Source organism: Aeromicrobium sp. NPDC092404, assembly GCF_040684095.1.
In the GTDB taxonomy this organism is placed as follows: Bacteria; Actinomycetota; Actinomycetes; order Propionibacteriales; family Nocardioidaceae; genus Aeromicrobium.
The window spans coordinates 1,412,401-1,439,145 of the sequence record NZ_JBFBFI010000001.1 but is presented as its reverse complement, the minus strand read 5'-3'; the positions used below and the strand labels follow the sequence as shown (position 1 = coordinate 1,439,145).

The window sequence follows — 26,745 nt, the reverse complement described above, 5'->3', positions numbered from 1 at the left end:
CGCTCGCCGCACCTAGCCCGCCGGGAGTGCCCGGTCGAAGAACCCGACGACACGGCGTTCGTACTCCTCGGGATGCGTCTGCAGGCCCTTGATGTGATTCACGTCGTCCATGGCCCACACCTCGGCGGACGGGCCGATGCGATCGGCGTAGACCGTCGACATGGTCTCGCGGTTGCCGCCGTTGGGCGCCCAGATGACGAGAGCAGGCCTCGGGGCGATGCGCGGGGCCAGCTCGACCAGGCTGGTCGGCGGTGCCGTGTTGGAGAACAGGGCCGTCCCGGCATCGATCGTGACCATCTGGTGGAAGCTGCGCACCAGCGCAAAGCCGTTGAACTCATGCACTTGCTCACGCAGCACGCGAGTGCCGGCCCCCTCGGACACGACGGCGGCGATGTCGGGGTTTCCCGCAGCGGCCTCGAGCATGAGCTCACCGCCCACCGAGAAGCCGATGCCGCCGATGCGGCCGGGATCGACGTCAGAGCGCTTCTTCAGGAAGTCAACGGCCGCATCGATGTCGCGGGCGCCGCCCCAACCCAACAGGTTGCCGTCCCCGTCGCTCTCGCCCTCGCCGCGGCGGTCGAACAGCAGCACGCCGTAGCCGTTCTTCGCAAGCATCCGGGCGTGCGCCTGGGGCCCTTGGCGCCCGGGGAAGGCGATGACGGCTGCACCGTTGCGCGACGGGACGTACCAGCCCTTGAGGTGGAGTCCGTCCGACGTCGTGAGCGTGACGTTCTCGTGTGCCGTCCCGAGGTGCGGGATCTGGACCTCCGCTCGCGAGACGTGCGTGACGGCATAGCTGAAGCTGAAGATCACGACGATCTCGAACATGACGACCGCAGCCACCACCGCCTTGACCGCCCGCCGGACGTAGCGGCGTGTCCTGCTGTCGTCGAGACGACGGGACCGCCACAACGTCACGGCTGACATCCCGAGCAGCAGCAACCCGGCGAGGGCCGCCAGGACCCCGGAGTAGTCGTCGTTGCGCAGCCCGACGTTGCCCCAGTGGCTGACCGGCTCGACGAGCCCGACGACCAGGCCGGTGAGCCCGACGCCCGAGGCGACGAGTGCCCGGTTGCCGGCCCGGAGGCGGGGATAGGCCCAGGCGCCGAGCCCCAGCAGAGCCAGGGGGACGATGCCACTGACCAGATGGTCCGCGGGGGACACCCCGGGATTCGGCTGCAGGTAGTTGTCGTCGACGACGTGCAGCATGACGGCGGCGACAGAGGCAAGGAACACCCGGTGATGGCGCAGCGCAACCGGAGTCGTGGAGCCTGACTCAACGGACTCGGAGGGCGCAAGGAGAGCTGAAGTGGTCATGGCATCGACGCTAGGAGCCGGAGCAGTGCGGTGACATGGCGCTGGCCGCACGGCGGATGAGGCTGTCCGCACGGGTCCCGGGGGTCAAGCCCCACGCGACCAGCAGTCCAGGCGCGCAGCCGCGTCATGGTCCGACATCCCGGGACTCTCATGGGGTGAACGCCGATCCTTGGGGGAAGCCTTGCGCGCACCACGTCTCGTCATAGTGGTCGTCTCCGCCCTCGTCCTGGTCGGGGCCCTCCTGCTCGTCCAGCCGGCCAGCGGAGCCGCCTCGGCGACCGCGTCGGGGCGCATCACCGACGCCTCGGGCACGCCGCTTGCCGGGGTAACCGTCGCCGTGTGGGACACGACCCGGGACGGCAGCCCGCCCTACCCGGCCTACCGCACGACGACGGGAGCCGACGGGACGTACGCGGTCGCGGTCGCGCCCGACCGCTACTTCGTGTGCGCCGGCGGCATCGTCGGCCGGGCCTTCCGGATGGACGCCGGCACCCGTCCCGGCGCGATCACGGCTGCGGACCGTCGGCACGTCGGGGAGTGCTCCGGTGGGTCCTGGGTCCCGGCAGACCTCGATGCGTGGGGCACGCCCTTCACCGTGGGCGCAGGCGCCACAGCAGGCGGCCAGGATCTCGCGCTCGACGACCCGGCACGGATCTCCGGCACCGTGCGGGACACCGACGGGGCGCCGATCACCGGGATCGCCGTGCTGGCCACTGACGGCCCGCACGTCGACAACCACACGTACGACATCGCGCACACCACGACGACCGACACCGACGGCCGGTACGTCATCGAGGCGCTCGCTCCGGGTGACCCGTTCTGCGTCGCCTTCAACTCGCCCCGCGACCCGGCGTACTCCTCGAGGATCTGGGGCGGCAGCGACACGCACTGCGACGAGATGAGCCCGCACCCCCTCAGCTCCCGCCCGGGCCACGTGCACCCCGGCGTCGACGCGACGCTGAGACGGCTGGCCGCACCGGTGGCCAACGTCAGCACCCCCTACTTCGTCGGCACCCCCAAGGTCGGTCACACGCTCGAGGGACGGCCGGGCACGTGGAGCCCTGCTGCACCTGCCGTCACCTATGCCTGGTTCGACGGGGCGCGGAGCCTGGGCACGGGTCCCACGTACGTCGTCAGGCCGGCCGAGCTGGGTCACCCCATCACGGTCCGCGCCACCGCCACGAGCGCCGGCCGGTCCGCGACGACCCTGGCGTGGACCAAGGCCGACCGGGTGGTGTCCGGGACGTTCTGGGTCGCCGGCAGCCCGACGATCACGGGCACGCCCAAGGTCGGCAGGACCTTGACGGCCAGGTCCAGGTCCTCGGTGCCGACCGGCGTCCGCACCTATCGCTGGTTCCGCAACGGCACCGCGATCAGCGGGGCGACGCGGTCGACCTACCGCATCGTCAGGGCGGACAAGGGCAAGAGGCTGGCCGTGCGGGTCCACTACGCGCAACCTGCGTACGACTCGACGTCACGCACGTCGGCGCGCACCCCGGCGATCGGGTAGCGGGGCGTCGGTCGTTCCGGGCCGACTACGATGGATGGGTCATGAGCGCCGATCCTTCCGCCCCCGTCGAGCCCCAGCGGGACCCGATCGATCCCGACGAGCTGGCCGTGGCGTTGAAGGTCCTGGCCGCCGCCGAGCGCCTCGCCGAGGACGACCCCGACTACGTGGCCCTGCGGCGGGCCTGCGGCACCTTCTACAAGAACGTCAAGAAGCACCGCCGGCTCGACAAGCGGGCGCAGATCGCGGCCGCCGACCGAGCCGTGGTCGCCGCGACCGCGACCGGATCGCCCCGCCGCATCGACGACGAGACCGAGGGCCTGCCGCTCGTCTCGAACGCCGCCGGGGCCACGGCAGGCACCCTGCTGGTCGCCCGGCCCTGCTACATCTGCAAGCAGAAGTACACCGTGGTCGACGCGTTCTACCACCAGCTCTGCCCGGAGTGCGCGGCACTCAACCGGTCCAAGCGGGACGCCCGCACCGACCTCACCGGCAAGCGGGCACTGCTCACCGGCGGTCGCGCCAAGATCGGGATGTACATCGCCCTGCGCCTGCTGCGCGACGGGGCGCACACGACGATCACGACCCGCTTCCCCCACGACGCCGTCCGGCGCTTCACGGCGATGCCGGACAGCGCCGACTGGATCGACCGGCTCCGCATCGTGGGCATCGACCTGCGCGACCCCGCGCAGGTCGTCGGGCTCGCCGACTCGGTCGCCGCGCAGGGGCCGCTCGACATCCTGATCAACAACGCCGCCCAGACCGTCCGCCGGACCCCCGGCGCCTACGCGCCTCTCGCGGAGGCGGAGTCCGCGCCGCTGCCCGACGGCCCGCTTCCCGAGCTCCTCACGTTTGGCCACACGAGCGACGCGCACCCGGCGGCCCTCGTCGGCTCGGTGTCGTCGCACCCGGTCCTCGCTGGCGACGCCCACACCGCCGAGGAGCTGACCTCGATGGCCTTGAGTGCGGGCTCGGCGGACCTCGAGCGGATCGACGCCGGTGGTCTGGTCCCCGACACGGTCGACGTCAACAGCTGGACCCAGCGGGTCCACGAGGTCGACGCGCTCGAGCTGCTCGAGGTCCAGCTCTGCAACACGACCGCGCCGTTCATCCTCGTCAGCCGGCTGCGGCCGTCGATGGCGGCAGCCGCCGCACGACGTACATACGTCGTGAACGTCTCGGCGATGGAGGGGCAGTTCAGCCGGCGCTACAAGGGCCCCGGGCACCCCCACACCAACATGGCGAAGGCCGCGCTCAACATGCTGACCCGCACGAGTGCGGGAGAGATGCTCGAGCAGGACGGCATCCTCATGACAGCGGTCGACACCGGCTGGATCACCGACGAGCGTCCGCACCCCACCAAGGTCCGGCTCGCCGAGGAGGGCTTCAAGGCACCTCTCGACCTGGTCGACGGCGCCGCGCGCGTCTACGACCCGATCGTTCGCGGTGAGGCAGGGGAGGACGTCAACGGCGTCTTCCTGAAGGACTACGAGCCCTCTCCGTGGTGACCAACGAGGAGCTGCTGCGTTCCCAGTGGGCAGCACTCCGGGGGTGGATCGAGTCCTCGGGCCTGCTGCGGCACGCGCAGCAGCAGAGCGTGCTGGAGGCGTGGAACGTCCACGAGCTGGTCACCCACGTCGGCCGGTCGTTCCTCGACTTGCCGGTCCTGGGTCCGGCGCCTGACGCGCGGGCCCAGTCGATCCGCGAGTACATCTCCGACTACGGCGCCTCGGCCCGCGACATCGCCGACGGCACCAAGCAGCTCGCTCGCTCCTTCGCGAACGACGTCCTCGCCGGCATCGACAACTGCGCGCGGCTCGGCTTCCGGGCCCTCGACGCGCTGCAGGCCGAGGTCGTCCGCGGCCCCCGGGGGGCCATCACGCGCGACGACTTCGTCCTCACCCGCGTCATCGAGCTGGTGGTGCACGGTGACGACCTCGGCCGCTCAGTCCCGGAGGTGCCCGCGCCGCCCCTGCTCGACGGTCCGGTCGCGGCCGTGTCGGCGGCGCTGGCCGAGGCCTACGTCGAGGTCGCGGGCCGACAGCCCGAGATCGGCGACCCTCTCGCCTGGATCAGGGTCGCGACAGGCCGTATCGACTCGCCCGACGCGGCCCTGCCCCTGCTCTGAGCCGCAATCCCGCACACTTTGGCGGAATGGCGGATTAATACATCCGTACGACATAGGCTCGCCCGCAGGTCCGCGACCCACTCCCAGAAACGAACCGCGATGCGACCCCTGTGCCTCCTCCTCGCCGCACTGCTGGCGGCTGCCGTCCTGGCGTCGCCGGCCCACGCCGCGACGCCGAAGGTCACGATCGGGGTCTCCTCGAAGGCGCCGGTGTACGGCAATGGCGTCACGGTCTCGGGGCGTGTGACGTCCGTGCCCCGCGGCACCAAGGTCGTGCTCCAGAGGAACCTCGGTGCGGGGTGGCTGTCCTACCGCTCGCTGACCACCTCGTCGACGGGGCGGTACTCCACCTCGTACGTCGCGACCCTGGGCCAGAACCACCTGCGGCTCGTCGTGCCGGCGAAGGGATCGCGCCGCAAGGCGGTGTCGCCTCAGCTCGTCGTCTCCGCGAAGCTCCGGGTGACGCCGCACCCCGCCTACACCGACCAGCCCGTCGACCTCGTCGGCAGGCTGCGGACGTTCGTGGCGCGTCCCGTCGAGGTGCAGGTCACGCGCGGCGGCGTCGTGACGACGGTCACGGGCCGCACGGGCAGCACGGGGGTCTTCACGATCCGCACCAGCCTGGCGGGCCCGGCCACCGTCAAGGTCGTCGCGCCCCAGGTCAAAATCGGCTCCAAGACGTACGTCGCATTCACGATGTGGAGCCAGGCCGTCAACGTGGTGGACCGGCCGTTCGCGGCGTCGGCAGCACCGACGATCAGTGGCACTCCTCGCTTCGGCGAGGTCCTGACGCGCGGGCAGGTGCCGTGGGACCCCTCCGCCGAGATGGCCTACCAGTGGACTCGCGGTGGCTCACCGATCGCCGGTGCCACCGGCACCACGTACACCGTGGCGGTCGCCGACGTCGGGCAGGACCTCAGGGTGATCGCTACCGGCACGAGGGCCGGGTATGCGACGACGACCCGCACCAGCGCCGCGGTCAGGGCCGCGGCGGGCCAGCTGGTCGCACCGGCCCCCACGGTGGGCGGTGTGCTCGCTCCCGATGAGGTGGCGCACGCCGATCCGGGGGGCTGGACGCCGGGCACCTCCTTCGCGTACGCGTGGGCGGCCGACGGTGTCCCGATCCCGGGCGCCACCGGCCCGGACCACACGATCTCGGCGGAAGAGATCGGGTCGCGGCTCAGCGTGAAGGTCACCGGGAGCAAGCAGGGCTTCGAGACCGTTTCCCGCACGAGTGCGCCGAGCGCCCCGGTCGCGCAGGGCGTGCTCCGGCAGACCGAGAAGCCGGTCGTCGTGGGTGATGCCCAGGTCGGGTCGGCCCTGACGGCTGCCACCGGGACCTGGGACCCCGGTGTGACGTTGGCATGCCAGTGGCTGCGCAGCGGGGTCGCCATCAGCGGTGCCACGACGTGCCGCCACGAGGTGACGAACGTGGATGCCGGCAGCCGGCTCGCGGTCCGTGTGACGGGCACCAAGGCAGGGTGGGCCCCGGCGACCTGGACGAGCGAGGAGACCGCGGTCGTCACCGGAGGCTCGCTGGCCTCGACGCCCGTCCCGACGATCTCGGGCACCCCTGTGGTCGGCGGACATCTCCTCGCGGCGACGGGCTCGTGGGACGACGGCGTAGCGCTGGCCTACCAGTGGCGCCGCGCAGGCGCAGCGATCCCCGGCGCGACCGCGCCCATCTACGACCCGACGGACGCCGACGCCGGCTCCCGCCTTAGTGTCACGGTGACCGGGACGAAGCCCGGGTTCACCGCGACCGCGCGCACGAGCGCCGTGACGGCGCCGGTGGCCCTCGGCGCGCTCACGTCCGACGAGCCGGTCGTCTCGGGCGTCGCCGAGCCGGGGGAGACGTTCTTCGTGACGCCCGGCTCGTGGGGCCCCGCGCCGGTGCGGCAGGCCTATCGATGGATCCGGGACGACGTGGCCATCCCGGGCGCGACATCGTCGACATACACCCTGACCGAGGCTGACCGCGGATCGCTGCTTGCCGTGAAGGTCACGGGGGCCAAGGACGGCTACGCCGAGGTGACCCGGACCAGCAACCTGCGGGCCGTGCCGGGCCCGCAGTCCCCGAGCAAGCTCGCACGGGCGTTGAGGACGTACCACGCCGCCACCGACAAGGTCGGCCAGGAACCCCTCGACGTCTTCGTCGGCCCGAGCGACTCGATCGCCGACGGCGCCCGCGCTAGCGCCATCCAGAAGCGCTGGATCAGCGTGTTCCGCGACGACCTCAGGGCCGCACACCAGCCGGCGGGGGTCCCGGGCGGTTTCGGCTACCTCGATCCGTTCAACTGGGAGCAGTTTCCCGACGACCCGATGTCGTACGAGAAGGGCGTCGGCGTCTTCGAGCAGGGCCTCGGCCGGCAGACGCTGGCTCTCTTCGACTCGACCCAGACGGTCACGGTGCGGGACACGTTGCCCTTCACCGACCTCGACATCATCTACTCGGGCCGCTCCGGCAGCGCCGGGGCGTTCACCTACTCCGTCGACGGCGGACCGGCGGTGCGGGTCGAGACGGGCGGCAAGGCCACGACCCGCGGCGGCTATGCGGTGCAGGTCTCCGGCCTCTCAGCCGGTCGGCACCAGGTCGTCCTGCGTGGCGCCGGAGGTGGCACCGGGAACCCCGCGATCATCGAGGGGGTCATGCTCTACAACGGCGACCGGGACCGGGGGGTCCGCGTCTGGGAGGGAGGCGCCAGCGCGCGCAGGGCGATCGACTACGTCGCCCCCGACGACGGGTGGGCGACGTCGCTCCGGCAGGTCCACCCCGACCTCGTGGTCCTGCCGATCGGGTCCAACGACTTCGCCCTGGGCATCTCGGCGGCCGACACCGAGACACGGATCCGGGAGATCATCGCGATGATCCGCTCGCACGTCGACACCGATCCGTCGATCGTCCTCATGTCCTACTACGACCGGCCGACCGGCGGCACCGGCACCTGGGCGGCGTACGAGGAGATGTACGCCCGCATTGCCGCGACCGACCCCGACATCGCGGTGTTCGACATCTCGGACCTGTTCGGCGCCTACGGCAGCACCCAGCGCAAGGGCCTGATGGCCGCGGACCAGATCCACCCGTCCGACGCCGGCTACGCGCTGATCGCACACGAGCTTGCCGAGCTCGTCTCGAGGTGACGTGGGCCGCCCCGCGAGGTCCACATGGTGGTACGTCTTGTCTCACCACTTGACCACCGTAGGCGCGAGGACGAGACTGGACGCGTGCACGCAGAGATTCTTGTAGTACCGCGCTGACGCGATGGCCTGATCCGGCCCCGCGTCTCCCTCGAATGCCTCACGGCCGGGGGATTTTTTTATGCGAACAGCCGGGTCTACCGAACGACATACGATGGACCGAAACCGAAGGACGACATCATGACCGAGCAGCTCACGGGGGCCCAGAGCCTCGTGCGGGCGCTGGAGCACGCCGAGGTGGACACCATCTTCGGCATCCCGGGCGGCGCGATCCTGCCCGCGTACGACCCTCTCTTCGACTCCGAGAAGATCCGTCACATCCTCGTGCGCCACGAGCAGGGCGCCGGCCACGCGGCGCAGGGCTACGCGATGGTGACCGGCAAGGTCGGCGTCTGCATGGCCACGTCCGGCCCCGGTGCCACCAACCTCGTCACCGCGATCGCCGACGCCCACATGGACTCGGTCCCGATCGTCGCGATCACGGGTCAGGTGCCGAGCGGGGCCATCGGATCGGACGCCTTCCAGGAGGCCGACATCCGAGGCATCACGATGCCGATCACCAAGCACAGCTTCCTCGTGACCCGCGCCGAGGACATCCCGCGGGTCATCGCCGAGGCGTTCCACATCGCTGCCACCGGGCGGCCCGGCCCCGTCCTGGTCGACATCTCGAAGGACGCGCTCCAGGCCACCACGACGTTCACCTGGCCCAGCGAGCTGGCCCTGCCCGGCTACCGGCCGACGACCCGCCCGCACGGCAAGCAGGTGCGCGAGGCCGCCCGCCTGATCGCCGCGGCGGAGCGCCCGGTGCTCTACGTCGGCGGCGGCGTCATCAAGGCGAATGCCTCGGCCGAGCTGGCGGTGCTTGCCGAGCTGACGCAGATCCCGGTCGTCACGACGTTGATGGCGCGCGGTGCGTTCCCCGACTCGCACGAGCTGCACCTGGGCATGCCCGGCATGCACGGGACGGTCGCCGCGGTGGCCGCGCTGCAGAAGAGCGATCTGCTGATCTCGCTCGGCGCTCGTTTCGACGACCGCGTGACGGGACAGCTGGCGTCGTTCGCCCCGCTGGCCAAGGTCATCCACGCCGACATCGACCCGGCAGAGATCTCCAAGAACCGCACGGCGGACGTGCCGATCGTGGGCGACTGCCGCGAGGTCATCGCCGACCTGGTGACGACGTTGCGCAAGCAGGCGGCCGAGGACGGCGTCGAGGGTGACTACACGGCGTGGAAGACGCAGATGCTCGCCATCAAGGCCAAGTACCCGGTCGGCTACGACAAGCCCGAGAACGGCCTCGCGCCGCAGACCGTCATCGAGCGGATCAACGCGATCGCCGGCCCGGAGGCGACCTACACCGCCGGTGTCGGGCAGCACCAGATGTGGGCGGCGCACTACGTCGACTACGAGCGCCCGCGCCAGTGGCTCAACTCCGGCGGGCTCGGCACGATGGGCTACGCCGTCCCGGCCGCGATGGGCGCCCAGGTCGGGCTGCCCGGGACGGTCGTGTGGGCGATCGACGGCGACGGCTGCTTCCAGATGACCAACCAGGAGCTCGCCACCTGTGCGATCGAGGGCATCCCGATCAAGGTCGCGGTGATCAACAACTCCTCGCTCGGCATGGTCCGGCAGTGGCAGACCCTGCTCTACGAAGGCCGCTACTCCAACACCGACCTCAACACCGGCCCGGAGTCCATCGGGGCCCGTCGCATCCCCGACTTCCTCAAGCTCGCCGAGGCGTACGGCTGTGTGGGCCTGCGCTGCGAGAGCGAGGAGGATCTCGACGCGACGATCGAGAAGGCCATGGCCATCACCGACCGCCCGGTCGTGATCGACTTCGTGGTCGAGCGCGACGCCATGGTGTGGCCGATGGTCCATGCCGGCACCAGCAACGACGCCATCCAGATCGCGCGCGACCTGGCCCCCGAGTGGGATGACGAGGATCTCTGACATGACTTCACATACGTTGTCGGTTCTCGTGGAGAACACCCCGGGTGTGCTCGCTCGCGTGTCGAGCCTGTTCATGCGGCGCGGCTTCAACATCGACTCGCTCGCGGTGGGGCCGACCGAGATCCCCGAGATCTCGCGCATGACGATCGTCGTCAATGTCGACGAGCTGCCGCTCGAGCAGGTCACCAAGCAGCTCAACAAGCTCGTCAACGTCCTCAAGATCGTCGAGCTCGACTCCAGCAGTGCCGTGGAGCGCGAGCTCATGCTGATCAAGGTCAAGACCGACCCCCAGACCCGGGGGCAGGTGCTGGAGACCGTCCAGCTCTTCAGGGCTAAGGTGGTCGACGTTGCCACCGATGCCGTGACGATCGAGGCGACCGGAGACGCGGGCAAGCTCACCGCGATGCTGAACGTTCTCGAACCATTCGGCATCCGCGAGATCGCCCAATCGGGGCGCGTGGCCATCGGCCGCGGATCCCGTTCCATCACCGACCGCACCCTTCGCGCCGTTCCCGGCACGCAAGCAGGCTGAACACTTCAAGGAGAAGTACCCCGTGGCTGAACTCTTTTACGACGACGACGCAGATCTGAGCATCATCCAGGGCCGCCACGTGGCGGTCATCGGCTACGGAAGCCAGGGGCACGCGCACGCGCTGAACCTGCGTGACTCAGGCGTGGACGTCCGCGTCGGCCTGCTCGAGGGATCCAAGAGCCGGGCCAAGGCCGAGGAGCAGGGCCTGCGTGTCCTCGGTGTCGCCGAGGCCGTCGAGGAGGCCGACGTCGTCGTCATCCTCACGCCCGACCAGGTCCAGCGGCACGTCTACGCCGAGTCGATCGAGCCCAACCTCGTCGACGGCGACGCCCTCGTGTTCGGGCACGGCTTCAACATCCGCTACGGCTACATCAAGCCGCCGGCGGGTGTCGACGTCACGCTGGTGGCGCCCAAGGCCCCCGGTCACACCGTCCGCCGCGAGTTCGTGGCGGGGCGCGGCATCCCCGACATCATCGGCATCGAGCAGGATGCCACCGGCAAGGCCTGGGACCTCGCGCTCTCCTATGCCAAGGCCATCGGCGGCACCCGGGCGGGCGTCATCAAGACGACGTTCACCGAGGAGACCGAGACCGACCTGTTCGGTGAGCAGGCCGTTCTCTGTGGCGGCGTGTCCCACCTCGTCCAGGCCGGCTTCGAGACGCTGACCGAGGCGGGCTACCAGCCCGAGATTGCCTACTTCGAGGTGCTGCACGAGCTCAAGCTCATCGTCGACCTCATGTGGGAGGGCGGCATCGCCAAGCAGCGGTGGTCGGTCTCCGACACCGCCGAGTACGGCGACTACGTCTCGGGACCGCGCATCATCGACGCCTCGGTCAAGGAGCGCATGAAGGAGGTGCTGGCCGAGATCCAGGACGGCACCTTCGCCAAGCGCTTCATCGGCGACCAGGACGCCGGCGGCGAGGAGTTCCTCGCGCTGCGCGAGAAGGAGGCCGGTCACTCGATCGAGGCCACCGGCAAGGTCCTGCGCTCGCACTTCTCATGGAAGCAGCAGGACGCCGACTACGTCGACGGCCAGGCCGCGCGCTAGGCCCGTACGTCATCGAGAGGGGCGTCGCACCGAGAGGTGCGGCGCCCCTTCGTCGTCTGCGGACCCGGCGTTCAGCCGGTCCTCGCCGGACGTTCGTCCGCCCGTCGCCTGGGCCGGGTTGGCTCGCTGGGTGAGCGGGGGGACCGCTCCACTCGAACCGAAGGAGCAGGTCATGGAGACCCATCTCGCCCAGTCCCGACGCCGCGTCGCCGGCAGCATCGCCACAGCCCTCGCCTGCGCGGCCTTCGTGCCGGTCGCGGCGTCCGGCGACCCCCAGCACGAGCGCGCCGGTCACGAGCCGCGGCTCCTCGCCAGGGCGACGCTGTCGGCCGACCACCAGGCGCTGGGACCGGCGTCCGGTGCGCTGGCGACCCCGGCCAACGGCCGGCAGGGACCGTTCCCGGGTCAGGTCATCCCGGGCTTCTCCGCCGCGATCGACAACGGCGACGGGACGTTCTGGGCCCAGCCCGACAACGGATTCGGCGCGAAGGGCAACTCGGCCGACTTCCTGCTGCGCCTCTACCTCGTGAAACCGCAGTGGAAGACCGCGGCGGGCGGGGCGGGCAGGATCACGATCCTGCGCCACCTCACGCTGTCGGACCCACGCGGCAAGATCCCCTTCCCGATCGTGAACGAGGCGACGAACGACCGGGTGCTGACCGGCGACGACTTCGACATCGAGTCCGTCCAGCGAGGCCGTGGCGGCTCGTTCTGGATCGGGGAGGAGTTCGGCCCGTTCCTGCTGCACGTCGACTCCCGCGGTCGGGTGCTCTCGGCACCGGTGCCGTTCCCGCTCGGCAAGTCCCCGCAGAACCCCGATCTCGGTGGTGAGGCGCCGAAGGTCCAGCGGAGTGGCGGGTTCGAGGCCATGGCGCAGTCCACGGACCGACGCCGGCTCTACCCGGTCGTCGAGAACGCGCTCGTCGACGACTCGGACAAGCGGCGTCGGGTGATCTCGGAGTTCGACACCCGCACGAACCGCTACACGGGCCGGACGTGGACGTACCACGTCGACGCCGACGCCAACCTCGTCGCCGACGCCCAGATGGTCGGCGCCGGGCGGCTCCTGGTCCTCGAGCGGGACAACAGCGACGGACCTGCCGCGGTGACGAAGAAGGTCTACGAGGTCCGGCTCGGACGCACGACGCAGCCGCTCGACAAGGCGCTCGTCGTGGACCTGCTCAGGATCTCGGACCCGAGCGGCATCAGCGCCGGTGGAGGCTGGGGGACCGGTCCGAGCTTCTCGTTCGGCTTCCAGTCGGTCGAGACGCTCGTGCCGCTGTCCGGGGGCCGGCTGCTGATCGCCAACGACAACAACTATCCGGGCAACGCGGCACGCCACCCCGGCACGCCGGACGACACCGAGATGATCATCATCGACCCGTCCGCCCGGATCAGGCGATGAGCTCGAGGATGTCCGTGCGGTGTCGACGGGTCTCGTGCGCCGTGTTCGCGACCACGTCGTCGTAAGCAAGACGCAATCGGCGGACGGCCTCGGTCAAGGTGTCGTGCGACTGGGTGTAGGGCAGGCGCAGGTGCCGCTCGCCTGCGGAAGCCGAGTGCGTGACGAAGCGCGGCCCGGGCGTGAGGACCAGGCCATGCCGGCTGGCCGCCGTGGTCAACCGTGACGACATGCGGTCGGGCAGCGTGACCCACAGGTTGAGACCGCCGGGCGGGCACGGAGCCTTGATGTCGGGCAGCTCGCGAGCCAGCTCGGCGAGGAGGTGATCCCGGGCCGCCCTGAGTCGTGCACGGCCAGCGGCAGCGGTCTGGCCACCCTCGGCCAGGAGCTCGGCGAACACGAGCTGGTCGAACGCTGACGATCCGAGGTCGTCCATCATGCGGGCCTGAACGATCGGCATCACGGCAGCCTTGGGTGCGCGGATCCACCCGACTCGGAGGCCGCCCCAGAAGGACTTCGAGGATGATCCGATCAAGAGTGCGCGCGGGCTGTACGTCGCGAAGACCGGAGGGAGCTCGACCCCGTCGAGGTTCATCTCCCGCAGCGACTCGTCGACGACCGGGACGACGTCGTGGCGACGCATCTCGAACGCCCAGGCGCTTCGCTCCTCGTCCGACATGACGGCGCCGGTCGGATTGTGGAAGTCCGGCACGATGTAGGCGGCTCGATGTGGCGCCCCTTCGAGCGCGGCACGCAGCGCGGGTGGGCTCCATGGTCGGTCGTCGAGCGGGAGCGGCGTCAACCGCCCACCGGCGGCCGCGAGCGACTCGTGCGCGTGGGGGTAGCTGAGGCCCTCGACGACGACGCGCTGCCCTTGGCTCAGGAGGGTGCGGGCCAGCAAGGACACAGCACCCATCGCTCCGGCGGTCACGATGATCTGGTCGGGATCGGTGGGCAGCCCTTGATCGGTGTAGCGCTGGGCGAGAGCCTCGCGGAGGGCGGGCAGCCCGTCCGGGAGGTAGCCCGTCGTCGCCAGCAGCCCGGGAAGCTTCTCGGCGGCCGACTCGAACGCCCGCGCGAGGCCCGGGGGTCCCACAGGGGCCGAGTAGGTCAGGGCGATCGTGTCCGCGTCGTCCTGGGTGATGATCAGGCTGCTCGAGCTGGAGGTCGCCATGGGTAGGTGCACGACGCTGCCCGAGCCCTGACGGGAGAGCAGCAGCCCCGAGTCGCGGAGCTCCGCGTACGCCCGGCTGGTCGTCGTGCGACTGACGCCCATCGCGGTTGCCAGCTCGCGCTCGGACGGCAGTCGGCTGCCGTCCACGATGCGCCCGTCCACCGCCAGGAGTCGGATGCGGTCCGCAATCTCGCGGTAGGCGGGTCCCGCAAAGTCCTTCGGCCCGAGGAGCTTGGTCAGCATGGCAGCTGAGATCGAAGTTGTCACAGGGCCACTGTTTCATAATTGGCTATGTATTTCCATGCCAATCGGCAGCAATCTGGATACATGATCCAGCTCATCCTCGTCCTCGTCCTCGTGATCGCCCTCGGCACCATGGTCGTGCAGCTCGCCCGCACGCTTCGTGGTGACGGCTACGGTGTGCGCCCGCCGCCGCGGAGCCACCGGGAGGAGATCGACCTCAGCAGCCCCTACCGGAGTCTGATGTGATGGCCGACATGGTCAACCGTCTCGCCCGTCTCTTCGTCGGCCTGTTCCTCTACGGGTTCACGATGGCGATGATGGTCGAGTCCACCCTCGGCCTGGACCCGTGGGACGTCTTCCACGAGGGTCTGGCCGGACAGCTGCCTCTGACGTTCGGGCAGGTCGTGATCCTCGTGGGTGCGGTCGTGCTGCTGCTGTGGATCCCGCTGCGCCAGATGCCCGGGTTCGGCACGATCGCCAACGTCGTGGTGATCGGTCTCGCGGCCGACGCCGGCATCGCGATCATCAGCCAGCCGGACGATCCGTGGCTGCGTGGCCTCCTGCTGGTCGGAGGGGTGGTCGGCAACGGGCTGGCGGGCGCCATCTACATCGGTGCCCGCCTCGGTCCGGGACCCCGCGACGGACTGTGGCTGGGCCTCGTACGGCGCACCGGTCGCAGCGTGCGGTTCTGGCGAACCGTCATCGAGGTCACCGTTCTGGTCATCGGGTTCGTCCTCGGCGGGACCGTCGGCATCGGCACGGTGCTGTATGCCCTGACCATCGGCCCGATCGTGCAGTTCTTCCTGCCATACGCCGAGGTGCGTCCAGCGGACCCCTCAGGCCGGCCTCACTCGTCCGGGACGATGCGCAGGCGTGGAACACGCGACGCCGGGTGCGTGACGGGCCCCGTGACCGGGTCCGGCGACGCCGAGTAGAAGCCCTGCGCCGAGTCGCAGTCGAGTGACCGCAGGTCGGCGAGCTGCTCGATGGTCTCGACGCCCTCCATGACGACCAGCAGGCCGGAGCCGTGCGCGGCGTTGACCAGCAGGGCGAGGAGGTCCCGCGCCCCGGGCTCCTCGGAGTTCACGAGTGTCGAGTGGATCTTGATGGCATCGGCCGGCAGGTGCTGGATCTGGGCGATGGGGGTCCGTCCGGTGCCGAAGTCGTCGATGCTGACGAAGACCCCGGCGTGCCGCAAGGCGCTCAGCGGCAGCATGGCGTTCGGGACGTCGACCAGCGCCATCTCGGTGACACCGATCGTGAGCCGGTGCGGGGCCAGGTCGGCCGCCTCCAAGGCGGACTGGACCTCGGACAGCAACGTGGGGGAGGCCAGGGTCCGTCCCGAGATGCTCACCGTGATCGTGAGGTCGCCGAACCGTTCAGGCTCGGCCGCGGTCAGCTCGGACAGCTCTGCCGTGGCCATGCGCAGCGTCCACATCTCGACGTCGCGGATCAGGTCGGACGACGCCGCGATCGGCAGGAAGGTCTCGGGCCCCTGCAGCCCACGGGTCGGGTGGTCCCACCGCAGCTGGGCCTCGTAGCCCTCGACGATGGCGGTGTGGACCGCCACGACCGGCTGGTAGTGGATCGAGACCTCGCCCGCGGCCAGTCCGGCTCGCAGCTCGCGCTCGATGGTCTCCCGGTGGTGCAGCTCGGACCGCAACCGGTTGTCGAACACCTCGATCCGGCCCCGGCCCGAGGCCTTCGCGCGGCGGATCGCGACGTTCGCCTCGTGCAGCAGCTGGTCGGGGTCGGTGCCGCCGTCCATGCTCGTCGCGGCACCGATGCTGGCGCTGAGGGGGATGACCTGTCCGGCGAGCTCGACGGGCTGGTTGATCTCGGGCAGCAGGTGGGCGGCCATGATCATCGCGTCGTGGTCGGAGGCGACCGACTCGAGGAGCACGACGAACTGGTCGCCACCGAGGCGCCCGACGGCATCCACGTCGCGCACCAGGCTGCGCAGCCGTTGGGCGACGCTGCGCAGGACCAGGTCGCCGTTGCCGTGACCGAAGCGGTCGTTGACCTCGTCGAAGTCGTCCAGGTCGATCACGAGCAGGCCCACCGGTGTTCCCTCGCGACGTCCTCGTCGCAGTGCGGCACCGATCTGCTGACGCATGTAGGGACTGTTGGCCATGCCGGTCAGGGAGTCGTGCGAGGCCTCGTGGAACAGGTCGGAACGGAGCTGGTCCCGCTGCCGCTTGGTCGCGCGGATCTCCTCGATGTTGTACGCCATGCGGGCCACCACGAGGATCGCCAGGACGCTGGCAGCGAGCACGACGGTCTGGCCGTGCATGTGCAGGCCGTGTGTCAGGTTGGCCACGAGCAGCGCCGGGGCGATGAGCACGGCCGCGCCCAGCGCCACGAGGCGTCGGACCGTGAAGGGGGCCGTGCGCACCCCGGCCGGCGTGGACAGGCGGGCCATCGATGGGTGCAGCGCGGCGGCGCCCCACAGCACGTAGGACATCAGCCACAGCCCGTCGAGCACGGGGGTGTACGCGGTCCCCACCTGCATGGCGAACACGGTGTCGGCCGCGATCATCGCGGCGAGGGCGACCAGCAGCAGGCGGAAGGCGGTGGACCGTGACCCCGGGGCGGCGACCAGGCGTACGGCCAGGGCGAGCAGCAGGATGTCCCCGGCCGGGTAGGCGGCGGCGATCGCGCGCTCCAACCAGGGCGTGTCGGCGTGGTGGACGAGCGGATCGGCGACCAGCACCCACGACAGCAGCCCACCGCCGATCGTCGCGATGGCGCTGTCGATCAGGCCCGCGGTGTCCCGGCCACGACGCCGACTGTGGACGAGCACGGCCAGGCCGGCGATGAGCAGCGGGTAGGCCGCGAGGTAGGCCATGTCCGAGTCGTACGGGACGGATGCGAACAGGTCCGGCTTGTCGTAGAGGAAGTCGCCGACGACCCAGGCGCCCTGGCCGGCTGCCATGAGGTACCAAGGAAGCTTGGTGGTCGGCTGGTTGACGCGGATGCCGACCAGGATCGCGACGACGCACGACACACCGATGGTGAGGTACAGCGCGGACGACGGACCGAGGAGGTAGATCGCGGTCACGAGCGTGCCCGCGACGAGATAGATCCTGGTCATGGCGCTCCTTGTCCGTTGCCTCGAGCTGGCCAGGCCGACAGGCGTCGACGACTCCATCTTGGACCATGACCGGTCCCATCCGCAGGACGTCCCCGAACTGTGAGCGTTCACGCCAGCCGGAGTGGCCCGGCCCGGGCGGCTGACACGAGCGGGCGGACGCCGGTACGTTTCTCGCAACACGGTCGCGATCGGGCGGCCGGGAAGCTGGGGGGCGGGATGACCGACGGCCGGATCGGCAGGTCGCGACGCCTCCCGCCCGAGCTCGCGATGCTGCGCATCAGCCATGCGCGACACCGCCTGCCCGCCGTGTTCGGCACCGGGCTGCTCGTCGTGCTGGCCCTGGGCGTCATGATCGGTGCCGGGATCTTCGCCCTGGCGGGCACGCAGGCGGCGACGATGGCCGGGCCGGCCGTGATCGTCTCCTTCCTCATCGCGTCCGTCGTGTGCCTGCTGGCCGCGCTGTCGTACGCCGAGCTGTCCTCGACGCTGCCGACAGCTGGCAGCGTGTACACCTTCGCCTACGTCGCGTTCGGGGAGCTGTGGGCCTGGATCGTCGGCTGGGCCCTCGTGCTGGAGCTCGTCGTGGCGGCCGCCGTCGTCTCCCGCGTCTGGGCGTCCTACTTCGACTCGACGCTGCGCGGCTTCGACGTCTCGGTGCCGGGCTTCGTCTCCGAGCACTCGGCGATCGGGGAGGGCACGGGCTGGCTGGCGGCGATCGTCGTGATCGTCCTGGCCCTGCTCGTCATGGTGGGCTCCAAGCTCTCCGGTCGGGTCCTGGCCGCGATCGTCGCGGCCAAGCTGACCGCGGTCGTCGTGGTCATCGTGATCGGCGCCCGCCACGTGGACACCGCCAACTACACGCCGTTCGTGCCCGACGCGAAGGACGGCGCCGGCACCAGCGGCACAGTGCTGCAGAGCCTGCTGGGCGGCACGGGCGACGCCTTCGGGATCATGGGCATCTTCACCGCTGCCGGCGCGATCGTCTTCGCATTCATCGGGTTCGACCTCATCGCGACGGCCGCCGAGGATGCTAAGGAACCACGCCGCACGGTGCCACGCGCGATGCTCGCCTCGATCGGCATCGTGACCGTCCTGTACGTCGCCATGGCGGCCGTGCTCGTCGGAGTGCGCCCGTACGGCGAGCTGGACACCGGTGCCCCGGTCTCGGACGCGTTGCGCGCGGTCGGCCCGGGCTGGAGTGCCGACATCATCAACGTGGGCGCGTTGTTCGGGCTGACGACCGTCGTGCTCGTGGTGCTGATCGCCCAGAGCCGGGTGCTGTTCGCGATGGGCCGTGACGGCCTCCTACCCCGCGGGCTCGCCCGCGTCGGGGTGGGGTCGTCACCGTCCCGCGCAGCATTCGTCGCGGGCCTGGCGGGTGCCGCACTCGCGCTGGATCCCGGCACGGTCCAGCGGGCGGACCTGCTGGTCCTCGGCACCCTGTTCGCCTTCGCCTTCTGCGCGGTCGGCGTGATCCGGCTCCGCAGGTCGCAGCCCGATCTCGAGCGGGGCTTCCGTGTGCCCCTCGTCCCGCTGGTGCCGATCGTGTCGCTCCTCGCGACGATCTGGCTCTCCCTCAACCTGAGCTGGGACACCTGGCGGGACTTCGCGATCTGGATGGCGTTCGGGCTCGTCGTCTACCTGGCGTACGGCCGGGGGCACAGCGCCCTCGCCAACCGTGAGGAGCTGCCGGCCGAGCCGCCACCACCGGCGGCATCGGCGACCGGTGCGCGTCCACCCGGAGCCCACCGAGCGGGCTATCGCTGAGCTGGCCTCAGCGGCGGGTGGCGATGACGAGGGATGCGTCGACATCGATCAGCATCTCGACGGCGGCGAATCGTTCGTCGGTCAGCCACTGCTCGCGGATGGTGTCGACGCGACCCTCGACGATCGGCGGCCAGAACGCCGACGGGACGAAGTCGTCGAGCACCGCGATGCCGCCGGGCTCGAGCAGCCCGGCGATGACGTCGATGTCCTGCATGACCTCACGCACGTCGACGAACAGCAGCGAGAACGGCGCGTACTGCTCGAGCGTCGACCAGTCGCCGGCGATCACCTCGACGTTGTCGGTGTCGGCGAAGATCTTTTGCACGTCGCCGGCGAGTGCGGGGTCGAGCTCGGCGCTGACGACCCGGGCGTCCTTGGGTGCGCCGCTGGAGAGCCACGCGGACCCGACGCCACAGCCGGTGCCGAGCTCGGCGAGCGTTCCGCTGCGGGACGCGGCGAGCGAGGCCAGCAGCCGGCCCGTCTCGTTGCGGATCGACGTGATGAACCCGCGCTGACGGGAGAGGTCGAGTGTGCTCGAGACGAGCGCGGGGACTTCAGCGGGAGCACTCACGTGGCCAGTCTGTCACGATCCACGGGGTCGGCACGCGCGTCCCATCTCGCGCCCTGAGACACCCGCGCAGTTCGCCGGACATCCGCAGCTGCAGCCCCCTAGACTGGCTGCACCATGCGGAAGCAGCTCGTAGTAATCGCTTGCCGCGGCAGGGCCTCTTAGGGCTACACCCTGCCGCGGAGTTTCGGCGTTGGCCCGCCGTTCCGCCGCAGGGTTTGCACAGGTTGGCTGAAACACAGCACGACCTGGTCGCACGCTTTCGTACTCTCCTCGGATGATCTCCGGACATGTGTCTGGTGGAACGGCGGACCCGCGCCGGACCCCGCCCCCGTCCACCCCCGAAGGAGATCGACATGGAACCCCAGCTGATGGAGTGGGGCCCCGCGCACCTGCGCGACGAGGCTCACGCAATCGAGCTCGAGCTGTCCGACCGGCCCGACGACAACTGACCACATGCCAAGACGCGGGTTTCACATCCTGAGACCCGCCTGCCTAGAATGACGCCCATGACTCGCTCGTTCTCCCTTGCCGTGGTGCCCGGTGACGGCATCGGACCCGAAGTGACCGCTCAGGCACTCCAGGTCCTCAACCTCGTCGCCGCCGACCACGACGCCGCCTTCAGCAGCACCGAGTACGACCTCGGTGCCAAGCGCTGGCACGCCACGGGGGAGACGCTGCCCGAGTCCGTGCTGGCGGAGATCCGCGGCCACGACGCCATCCTGCTCGGTGCGGTCGGTGACCCGAGCGTGCCGTCCGGCGTCCTCGAGCGGGGTCTGCTGCTCAAGCTGCGGTTCGCGCTCGACCACTACGTCAACCTGCGGCCGTCCAAGCTGTTCCCCGGCGTCGCGACCCCTCTGGCCGATCCCGGCGCGATCGACTTCGTCGTCGTGCGCGAGGGCACCGAGGGTCCGTACGTGGGCAACGGCGGCGCGATCCGCGTCGGCACGCCGCACGAGCTCGCGACCGAGGTCAGCGTCAACACGGCGTACGGCGTCGAACGCGTCGTGCGCGACGCGTTCGCCCGCGCCCAAGCGCGTCCGCGCAAGAAGCTGACCCTGGTCCACAAGAACAACGTGCTGGTCCACGCCGGCCACCTCTGGACGCGTACGGTCGACGCCGTCGCCGCCGAGTTCCCGGACATCGCGGTGGACTACCTGCACGTCGATGCCGCGACGATCTTCCTCGTCACGGACCCGGCCCGCTTCGACGTCATCGTCACCGACAACCTCTTCGGCGACATCCTCACCGACCTCGCCGCGGCGATCACCGGCGGCATCGGCCTCGCCGCGAGCGGCAACGTCAACCCCGACCGCACGGCACCCAGCATGTTCGAGCCGGTCCACGGCTCGGCCCCCGACATCGCCGGCCAGCACAAGGCCGACCCCACGGCGGCGATCCTCTCCGGCGCACTCCTGCTCGAGCACCTCGGCCTGTCGGAGGCGGCGGCCCGCATCAGCAGCGCCGTCGAGTCCGACATCGCCGACCGAGGCGCAGCTCCGCGCAGCACCGAGGAGGTGGGAGAGGCCATCGCTTCACGTGTGGCCGAGGGCGTAGCGGTCGGTTAACGACCGCTTACCTTTGACCCAAGAAAGTACTAACGTGATTACTATGACTTCCAACCATTTCGCGAGCAGGTTCGAGCCCAACCCCGCCGCGAAGGCCGACGACCAGCGTGAGGCCATCCTCGCCAACCCAGGCTTCGGCAACCACTTCACCGACCACATGTTCCTCGCGGAATGGACACCTGCGACGGGCTGGGCCGACGCCCGCGTCGTGCCCTACGGTCCGCTCATGCTCGACCCGGCCACCGCCGTGCTGCACTACGCGCAGGAGGTCTTCGAGGGCCTCAAGGCCTATGTGCACGAGGACGGCTCGATCTGGTCGTTCCGGCCGGAAGCCAACGCGGAGCGCATGCAGCGCTCGGCGCACCGGCTGGCGCTGCCGGAGCTGCCGACCGACTGGTTCCTGGGGTCGATCCGCGACCTCGTCACCGCCGACCGCGCCTGGGCGCCGTCGGGCGGCGAGATGAGCCTCTACCTACGACCGTTCATGTACGCCTCAGAGGCCTTCCTCGGCGTGCGGCCCAGCCAGCACGTGACCTACGCCGTGATCGCATCCCCAGCGGGTGCCTACTTCCCGGGTGGGGTCGAGGCCGTGTCGATCTGGCTCTCCTCGGAGTACTCGCGGGCGGGTGCCGGCGGCACCGGCGCGGCCAAGTGCGGCGGCAACTACGCAGCCAGCCTGCTGCCGCAGCAGGAGGCGGCTGAGCACGGGTGCGCGCAGGTGGCGTTCTTGGACTCGACCGAGCACCGGTGGGTCGAGGAGCTCGGCGGCATGAACCTGTTCTTCGTGCACTCGGACGGATCGATCGTGACCCCCGAGCTCTCCGGCTCGATCCTCGAGGGGGTCACCCGTGACTCGATCCTGCAGATCGCGCGCGACCTCGGCTACGACGTGACCGAGCGGCGCGTGAGCATCGACGAGTGGCGCGACGGCACGGCCGACGGCTCGATCACGGAGGTGTTCGCCTGCGGCACGGCAGCGGTCGTGACGCCGATCGCCTCGCTCAAGTGGGACGGCGGCGAGGCCGTGAGCGGCGACGGCGAGGCCGGCAAGATCACCACCGACATCCGGTCGGCCCTGGTCGACATCCAGTACGGCCGCGCGGCAGATCGCCACGGCTGGATGCAGCAGATCGTCCCCGCCTGAGCGGTACGCACCGCCGGGAAGGCCGCATCCCGACCACGTCGATGTGAAGTGGATCACTGTACTCGTGAGTACAGTGATCCACTTCGCACGTGGTCGTCGGATTGCTCTATGGTCGCCATGTGGGGCTCAACGTCGCGCCCCGCTTCTGGAGGCTGAACCATGACCATTGCCACGCGTTCCGAACATGATCTGATCGGCGACCGTGACGTCCCGCTCGAGGCCTATTGGGGAGTCCACACGCTCCGCGCCCTCGAGAACTTCCCGATCACCGGCATCCCGATCGGGACGAGTCCGTTCCTCGTCGAGGCGCTGGCAGCGGTCAAGGAGGCGGCGGCCTCGGCCAACCACGACCTCGGCCTGCTCGACGACGAGCGGTTCGCCGCGATCCGCGATGCGTGCGAGGAGATCCGCAGCGGGGAGCTCCACGACGAGTTCATCGTCGACGTGATCCAGGGCGGCGCCGGCACGTCGACCAACATGAATGCCAACGAGGTCATCGCCAACCGGGCGCTCGAGCTGATGGGCCACAAGAAGGGCGACTACCACGTCCTGCACCCCAACGAGCACATCAACCTGAGCCAGTCGACCAACGACGTCTACCCGACGGCCGTCAAGATCGCGATCATCCTCGCGACCCACGCGCTGCTCGAGGCCATGGCCGTGCTCGAGGCCTCGTTCGCCGCCAAGGCCGACGAGTTCCACGACGTCCTCAAGATGGGGCGCACCCAGCTGCAGGATGCCGTGCCGATGACGCTGGGCCAAGAGTTCCGGACGTACTCGCTCATGATCTCCGAGGACCGCAGCCGGCTCTCGGAGGCCGTGCTCCTCCTGCACGAGATCAACCTCGGTGCCACGGCGATCGGCACGCAGCTCAACGCCCCCGAGGGCTACGTGCCGGCCGCCTGCTCGCACCTCTCGCAGATCACCGGGCTCCCGCTCGAGAGCGCCGTCGACCTGATCGAGGCGACGCAGGACTGCGGCGCGTTCGTGCAGCTGTCCGGGACGCTCAAGCGGGTCGCGGTCAAGCTGTCGAAGATCTGCAACGACCTGCGCCTGCTGTCGTCGGGCCCGCGGGCCGGTTTCAACGAGATCAACCTGCCGGCCGTGCAGGCCGGGTCGAGCATCATGCCCGGCAAGGTCAACCCGGTGATCCCCGAGGTCGTCAACCAGGTGGCGTTCCAGGTCATCGGCCACGACATGACGGTCACGATGGCGGCCGAGGCCGGGCAGCTCCAGCTCAACGCTTTCGAGCCGGTCATCTGCTACTCGCTGTCGGCAGGCATCTCACGGCTGCGCGAGGCGATTTTGGTGCTCGCGACCCGTTGCGTCGACGGCATCACCGCCAACGTCGAGCTGCTGCGCAGCGAGGTCGAGAACTCGATCGGCCTCGTCACGGCCCTCAACCCGTACATCGGCTACGCGGCCGCGACCGACGTCGCCCAAGAGGCGCTGGCGACCGGCCGTGGCGTCGCCGAGATCGTGATCGAGCGCCGGCTGCTCCCGCCCGAGAAGCTCGAGCTGATCCTGCGCCCCGAGACGTTGGCGCACCTGGCACCCAAGCGCAGCACGCACGAGTCGACGTGAGGCCGCGCTCCGGGCCTGTGTCGGCAGGTCAGGGAGCGAACAGCGACTCGGCGGGATCGCCGTCGAGCGTCACGACGAGCAGCATGTCGTCGGCGTCGTACGCGATGTCGAGCTCGATCGACCGCCCCTTGGGGGTCGAGGCAGCCTCGGCATCGCCCAAGCCGTACGCGATGTCGCGCAGCGTGACCGTCGCCCGGCCGACCGGGTCGTTGGCGGGCCACTCGGCGAGGAGCCGGTGGACGAGCCCGGCGAGGACCGCGCTGAACATCGCGTGCGCCGACTCGTCGACGCGCTCGACGACGATCTCCGGCAGCCCGAACGACCGCAGGCCGATCGTCGTGAGGCGCCCGTCCGGGAGGTCCTGGTAGTCGACGGTGTACCACTGCGTCGCGTGCGCCAGCGACACGTCTGACGCACGCGTCTCGACGACCCTGGGGATGCTGAGGTCGATCACGACGCCGTCGTGCTCCTCGGCCAGCATGAGGGCGTCGACGCGGGCGTCACGGATCGCGAACGCGGCGTCCTCGAGGCTCGTCTGGCGCAGGATCAGCCGCTGGTGCGGCCGGGACCGCAGCCGCCGCATCGCGACATCGGACGAACCGTAGTGGCGGAGCAGCTCGGGCGAGGGCGCCGGGATCAGGTCCTCGGACTCCAACGGCTGGGGAGTCATGACCGCGTACATGACGGTGGGCTCGAGGTCGAGCGGGACGGGTCTGGCGGTCATAGGTCGATCAGTCTAGACTGAGCCGCATGCAGAGCATCTCGATCATTATCCACAGGCGCGCCGGGCACTGACACCAAGCCCCCGACGCGCTGCCTCCCATGTTCTGGGGGGCATTTTTTATGCCAGCACGATCGATGACCGACCGAGATGCGACCGGACCGAAGGACACCGCAGTGAACGCAGGACACCAGAGCGTGAGCGACTTCCACGTCTATGACACGACGATGCGCGACGGCGCGCAGCAGGAGGGGCTCAACCTCTCCGTGCAGGACAAGATGCACATCGCGCGCCACCTCGACGACCTCGGTGTCGGCTACATCGAGGGCGGCTGGCCCGGCTCGAACCCCAAGGACACCGAGTTCTTCGCGCTCGCGGCCAAGGAGCTCGACCTCAAGCACGCGACGCTCGCGGCGTTCGGCGCGACCCGGCGCGCCGGGGTGCAGGCGTCCGAGGACCCGCTGATCCAGGCCCTTCGCGACTCCGGAGCCTCCGTCGTGACGCTGGTCGCCAAGAGCCATGACCGGCACGTCACCGAGGCGCTGCGGACGACGCTCGAGGAGAACCTCGCGATGGTGCGCGACACCGTGACCTACCTGCGCGAGGAGGGCCAGCGGGTGTTCGTCGACCTGGAGCACTTCTTCGACGGCTATCGCGCCAACCGCGACTACGCGCTCGAGGTGGTCCGTGCTGCCGGCGACGCGGGCGCCGAGGTCGTCATCCTGTGCGACACCAACGGCGGCATGCTCCCGCACTGGGTCACCGAGATCGTGGCGGACGTCGCGCAGACCGGCGTACGCCTGGGGATCCACGCCCACAACGACACCGGCTGCGCGGTCGCCAACTCGATGGCCGCCGTCCAGGCCGGTGCGACGCACGTGCAGGGCTGCGTCAACGGCTACGGCGAGCGGACCGGCAACGCCGACCTCATCACGTGCGTCGCGAACCTCGAGCTGAAGCTCGGCCAGCCCGCACTGCCCGAGGGCAGGCTCGCCGACGCGTCGCGCATCTCGCACGCGATCGCCGAGATCACGAACTACCCGCCCTCGGCCCGTCAGCCCTACACCGGCGTCTCGGCGTTCGCGCACAAGGCCGGGCTCCACGCCAGCGCGATCCGGGTCGACCCCAACCTCTACCAGCACATCGACCCCGCCCTCGTCGGCAACGACATGCGGCTCCTGGTGTCGGAGATGGCCGGCCGCGCGACGATCGAGCTCAAGGGCAAGGAGCTCGGGTTCGACCTCGCGGACGACCCGGCACGGCTGGCGCGGGTGACCGATCGCGTCAAGGCCATGGAGCAGTCGGGCTACACGTTCGAGGCCGCCGATGCCTCGTTCGAGCTGCTGCTGGCCGAGGAGATGGACGGCGCGCGGCCCTCGTACTTCGACGTGGAGTCCTGGCGCGTGCTGGCCGAGTCGGCGCGTGGCGACGACGCCGTCGCCGAGGCCACGGTCAAGCTCGTGGCCGGTGGCGTGCGCCTCGCCGTGATCGGCGAGGGCAACGGGCCGGTCAACGCCCTCGACCACGCCCTGCGCCAAGCGATCGAGCAGGTCTACCCGGACGTGGCACGCTTCCACCTGATCGACTTCCGCGTGCGCATCCTCGACCAGGGACACGGGACGGACGCCGTCACGCGGGTGCTGATCGAGACCTCCGACGGCAAGGACTCGTGGGTGACGGTCGGCGTCGGCGCCAACATCATCGAGGCCTCGTGGGAGGCGCTGGTGGACGCGCTGACGTACGGCCTTCGGCGTCACGGGGTGGCGTCGCGCACCAACGGCTGACGCCGGGATTGACCCGGTT

General features: G+C 70.1%; 20 protein-coding genes. 15 read left to right on the top strand and 5 right to left on the bottom strand.

Features of this window, described 5'->3' with window-relative positions:
* Nucleotides 1-12: 12 nt before the first annotated feature.
* Complete coding sequence (locus AB0N22_RS07285; RefSeq protein WP_364637634.1) at nucleotides 13-1,317, bottom strand: alpha/beta fold hydrolase; 1,305 nt, start codon at nucleotides 1,315-1,317, stop codon at nucleotides 13-15.
* A gap of 181 nt (nucleotides 1,318-1,498) precedes the next feature.
* Between AB0N22_RS07285 and AB0N22_RS07280 the strand changes: the two genes are divergently transcribed.
* The 8 genes from AB0N22_RS07280 to AB0N22_RS07245 all read left to right on the top strand — a co-directional run bounded on the left by AB0N22_RS07280 (nucleotide 1,499) and on the right by AB0N22_RS07245 (nucleotide 13,082).
* On the top strand, nucleotides 1,499-2,827 hold the full coding sequence (locus AB0N22_RS07280) for a carboxypeptidase regulatory-like domain-containing protein (RefSeq protein WP_364637632.1): 1,329 nt from the start codon (nucleotides 1,499-1,501) through the stop codon (nucleotides 2,825-2,827).
* A 41-nt stretch (nucleotides 2,828-2,868) separates the two neighbouring features.
* Entirely contained in the window at nucleotides 2,869-4,332 is a 1,464-nt protein-coding gene (locus AB0N22_RS07275; RefSeq protein ID WP_364637630.1) for an SDR family NAD(P)-dependent oxidoreductase, read from the top strand.
* Complete coding sequence (locus tag AB0N22_RS07270; RefSeq protein WP_364637628.1) at nucleotides 4,326-4,952, top strand: maleylpyruvate isomerase N-terminal domain-containing protein; 627 nt, start codon at nucleotides 4,326-4,328, stop codon at nucleotides 4,950-4,952. Before AB0N22_RS07275 ends, AB0N22_RS07270 begins: the two co-directional genes overlap by 7 nt.
* Nucleotides 4,953-5,051: 99 nt before the next feature.
* Entirely contained in the window at nucleotides 5,052-8,093 is a 3,042-nt protein-coding gene (locus tag AB0N22_RS07265; RefSeq protein WP_364637626.1) for a GDSL-type esterase/lipase family protein, read from the top strand.
* Nucleotides 8,094-8,219: 126 nt separating this feature from the next.
* Nucleotides 8,220-10,097 (top strand): acetolactate synthase large subunit, encoded by a 1,878-nt coding sequence (locus AB0N22_RS07260; protein ID WP_364639259.1) that lies wholly within the window; start codon nucleotides 8,220-8,222, stop codon nucleotides 10,095-10,097.
* A gap of 1 nt (nucleotide 10,098) precedes the next feature.
* The gene (gene ilvN / locus AB0N22_RS07255; RefSeq protein ID WP_364637624.1) at nucleotides 10,099-10,629 is read left to right on the top strand and encodes an acetolactate synthase small subunit; all 531 of its coding nucleotides are present in this window, start codon (nucleotides 10,099-10,101) and stop codon (nucleotides 10,627-10,629) included.
* Nucleotides 10,630-10,651: 22 nt separating this feature from the next.
* Complete coding sequence (ilvC, locus tag AB0N22_RS07250; protein WP_364637622.1) at nucleotides 10,652-11,677, top strand: ketol-acid reductoisomerase; 1,026 nt, start codon at nucleotides 10,652-10,654, stop codon at nucleotides 11,675-11,677.
* 172 nt (nucleotides 11,678-11,849) lie between these two features.
* Nucleotides 11,850-13,082, top strand: a complete 1,233-nt coding sequence (locus tag AB0N22_RS07245) for an esterase-like activity of phytase family protein (protein ID WP_364637620.1) — start codon at nucleotides 11,850-11,852, stop codon at nucleotides 13,080-13,082.
* On the opposite strand, the gene AB0N22_RS07240 is transcribed toward AB0N22_RS07245, so the two are convergent.
* Nucleotides 13,072-14,520 carry a PLP-dependent aminotransferase family protein gene (locus tag AB0N22_RS07240; protein ID WP_364637618.1) on the bottom strand — a complete coding sequence of 483 codons (1,449 nt, stop codon included), beginning with the start codon at nucleotides 14,518-14,520 and terminating at the stop codon, nucleotides 13,072-13,074. The two genes, AB0N22_RS07245 and AB0N22_RS07240, sit on opposite strands and share 11 nt — an antisense overlap.
* Before the next feature lie 60 nt (nucleotides 14,521-14,580).
* Here AB0N22_RS07240 and AB0N22_RS07235 point away from each other — a divergent pair, with 60 nt between their 5' ends.
* A complete protein-coding gene (locus tag AB0N22_RS07235) occupies nucleotides 14,581-14,742 on the top strand; it encodes a hypothetical protein (RefSeq protein WP_364637616.1) in 162 nt (53 codons plus the stop codon).
* A complete protein-coding gene (locus AB0N22_RS07230) occupies nucleotides 14,742-15,431 on the top strand; it encodes a hypothetical protein (protein ID WP_364637614.1) in 690 nt (229 codons plus the stop codon). Before AB0N22_RS07235 ends, AB0N22_RS07230 begins: the two co-directional genes overlap by 1 nt.
* Here the strand turns inward: AB0N22_RS07230 and AB0N22_RS07225 are convergent.
* Nucleotides 15,344-17,590, bottom strand: coding sequence for an EAL domain-containing protein (locus tag AB0N22_RS07225; RefSeq protein ID WP_364637612.1), 2,247 nt, complete (start codon nucleotides 17,588-17,590; stop codon nucleotides 15,344-15,346). The genes AB0N22_RS07230 and AB0N22_RS07225 overlap by 88 nt on opposite strands.
* A 216-nt stretch (nucleotides 17,591-17,806) precedes the next feature.
* Between AB0N22_RS07225 and AB0N22_RS07220 the strand changes: the two genes are divergently transcribed.
* The gene (locus tag AB0N22_RS07220; RefSeq protein ID WP_364637610.1) at nucleotides 17,807-19,357 is read left to right on the top strand and encodes an amino acid permease; all 1,551 of its coding nucleotides are present in this window, start codon (nucleotides 17,807-17,809) and stop codon (nucleotides 19,355-19,357) included.
* A gap of 7 nt (nucleotides 19,358-19,364) precedes the next feature.
* Here AB0N22_RS07220 and AB0N22_RS07215 read toward each other — a convergent pair whose 3' ends face one another.
* On the bottom strand, nucleotides 19,365-19,928 hold the full coding sequence (locus tag AB0N22_RS07215; RefSeq protein ID WP_364637608.1) for a class I SAM-dependent methyltransferase: 564 nt from the start codon (nucleotides 19,926-19,928) through the stop codon (nucleotides 19,365-19,367).
* Between the two features lie 506 nt (nucleotides 19,929-20,434).
* Between AB0N22_RS07215 and AB0N22_RS07210 the strand changes: the two genes are divergently transcribed.
* The 3 genes from AB0N22_RS07210 (at nucleotide 20,435) to AB0N22_RS07200 (ending at nucleotide 24,221) form a co-directional block, all read left to right on the top strand.
* On the top strand, nucleotides 20,435-21,493 hold the full coding sequence (locus tag AB0N22_RS07210) for a 3-isopropylmalate dehydrogenase (protein WP_364637606.1): 1,059 nt from the start codon (nucleotides 20,435-20,437) through the stop codon (nucleotides 21,491-21,493).
* Nucleotides 21,494-21,536: 43 nt separating this feature from the next.
* Nucleotides 21,537-22,637, top strand: a complete 1,101-nt coding sequence (locus tag AB0N22_RS07205) for a branched-chain amino acid aminotransferase (RefSeq protein ID WP_364637604.1) — start codon at nucleotides 21,537-21,539, stop codon at nucleotides 22,635-22,637.
* A gap of 159 nt (nucleotides 22,638-22,796) precedes the next feature.
* Complete coding sequence (locus tag AB0N22_RS07200) at nucleotides 22,797-24,221, top strand: aspartate ammonia-lyase (RefSeq protein ID WP_364637602.1); 1,425 nt, start codon at nucleotides 22,797-22,799, stop codon at nucleotides 24,219-24,221.
* A 28-nt stretch (nucleotides 24,222-24,249) separates the two neighbouring features.
* Here the strand turns inward: AB0N22_RS07200 and AB0N22_RS07195 are convergent, their stop codons facing one another.
* The gene (locus tag AB0N22_RS07195; protein WP_364637600.1) at nucleotides 24,250-24,945 is read right to left on the bottom strand and encodes a hypothetical protein; all 696 of its coding nucleotides are present in this window, start codon (nucleotides 24,943-24,945) and stop codon (nucleotides 24,250-24,252) included.
* Between the two features lie 194 nt (nucleotides 24,946-25,139).
* Between AB0N22_RS07195 and cimA the strand changes: the two genes are divergently transcribed.
* On the top strand, nucleotides 25,140-26,726 hold the full coding sequence (cimA, locus tag AB0N22_RS07190) for a citramalate synthase (RefSeq protein WP_364637598.1): 1,587 nt from the start codon (nucleotides 25,140-25,142) through the stop codon (nucleotides 26,724-26,726).
* The last annotated feature ends 19 nt before the right edge of the window (nucleotides 26,727-26,745 follow it).

Excerpts from the sequence above, each read along its gene's own strand:
- AB0N22_RS07225 (WP_364637612.1), bottom strand. The coding sequence starts at position 17,590 with ATGACCAGGATCTATCTCGTCGCGGGCACGCTCGTGACCGCGATCTAC.
- AB0N22_RS07235 (WP_364637616.1), top strand. The coding sequence starts at position 14,581 with ATGATCCAGCTCATCCTCGTCCTCGTCCTCGTGATCGCCCTCGGCACC.
- AB0N22_RS07220 (WP_364637610.1), top strand. The coding sequence starts at position 17,807 with ATGACCGACGGCCGGATCGGCAGGTCGCGACGCCTCCCGCCCGAGCTC.
- AB0N22_RS07205 (WP_364637604.1), top strand. The coding sequence starts at position 21,537 with ATGACTTCCAACCATTTCGCGAGCAGGTTCGAGCCCAACCCCGCCGCG.
- AB0N22_RS07230 (WP_364637614.1), top strand. The coding sequence starts at position 14,742 with ATGGCCGACATGGTCAACCGTCTCGCCCGTCTCTTCGTCGGCCTGTTC.
- AB0N22_RS07210 (WP_364637606.1), top strand. The coding sequence starts at position 20,435 with ATGACTCGCTCGTTCTCCCTTGCCGTGGTGCCCGGTGACGGCATCGGA.
- AB0N22_RS07245 (WP_364637620.1), top strand. The coding sequence starts at position 11,850 with ATGGAGACCCATCTCGCCCAGTCCCGACGCCGCGTCGCCGGCAGCATC.
- AB0N22_RS07200 (WP_364637602.1), top strand. The coding sequence starts at position 22,797 with ATGACCATTGCCACGCGTTCCGAACATGATCTGATCGGCGACCGTGAC.
- AB0N22_RS07285 (WP_364637634.1), bottom strand. The coding sequence starts at position 1,317 with ATGACCACTTCAGCTCTCCTTGCGCCCTCCGAGTCCGTTGAGTCAGGC.
- AB0N22_RS07265 (WP_364637626.1), top strand. The coding sequence starts at position 5,052 with ATGCGACCCCTGTGCCTCCTCCTCGCCGCACTGCTGGCGGCTGCCGTC.
- AB0N22_RS07195 (WP_364637600.1), bottom strand. The coding sequence starts at position 24,945 with ATGACCGCCAGACCCGTCCCGCTCGACCTCGAGCCCACCGTCATGTAC.
- AB0N22_RS07275 (WP_364637630.1), top strand. The coding sequence starts at position 2,869 with ATGAGCGCCGATCCTTCCGCCCCCGTCGAGCCCCAGCGGGACCCGATC.
- ilvN (WP_364637624.1), top strand. The coding sequence starts at position 10,099 with ATGACTTCACATACGTTGTCGGTTCTCGTGGAGAACACCCCGGGTGTG.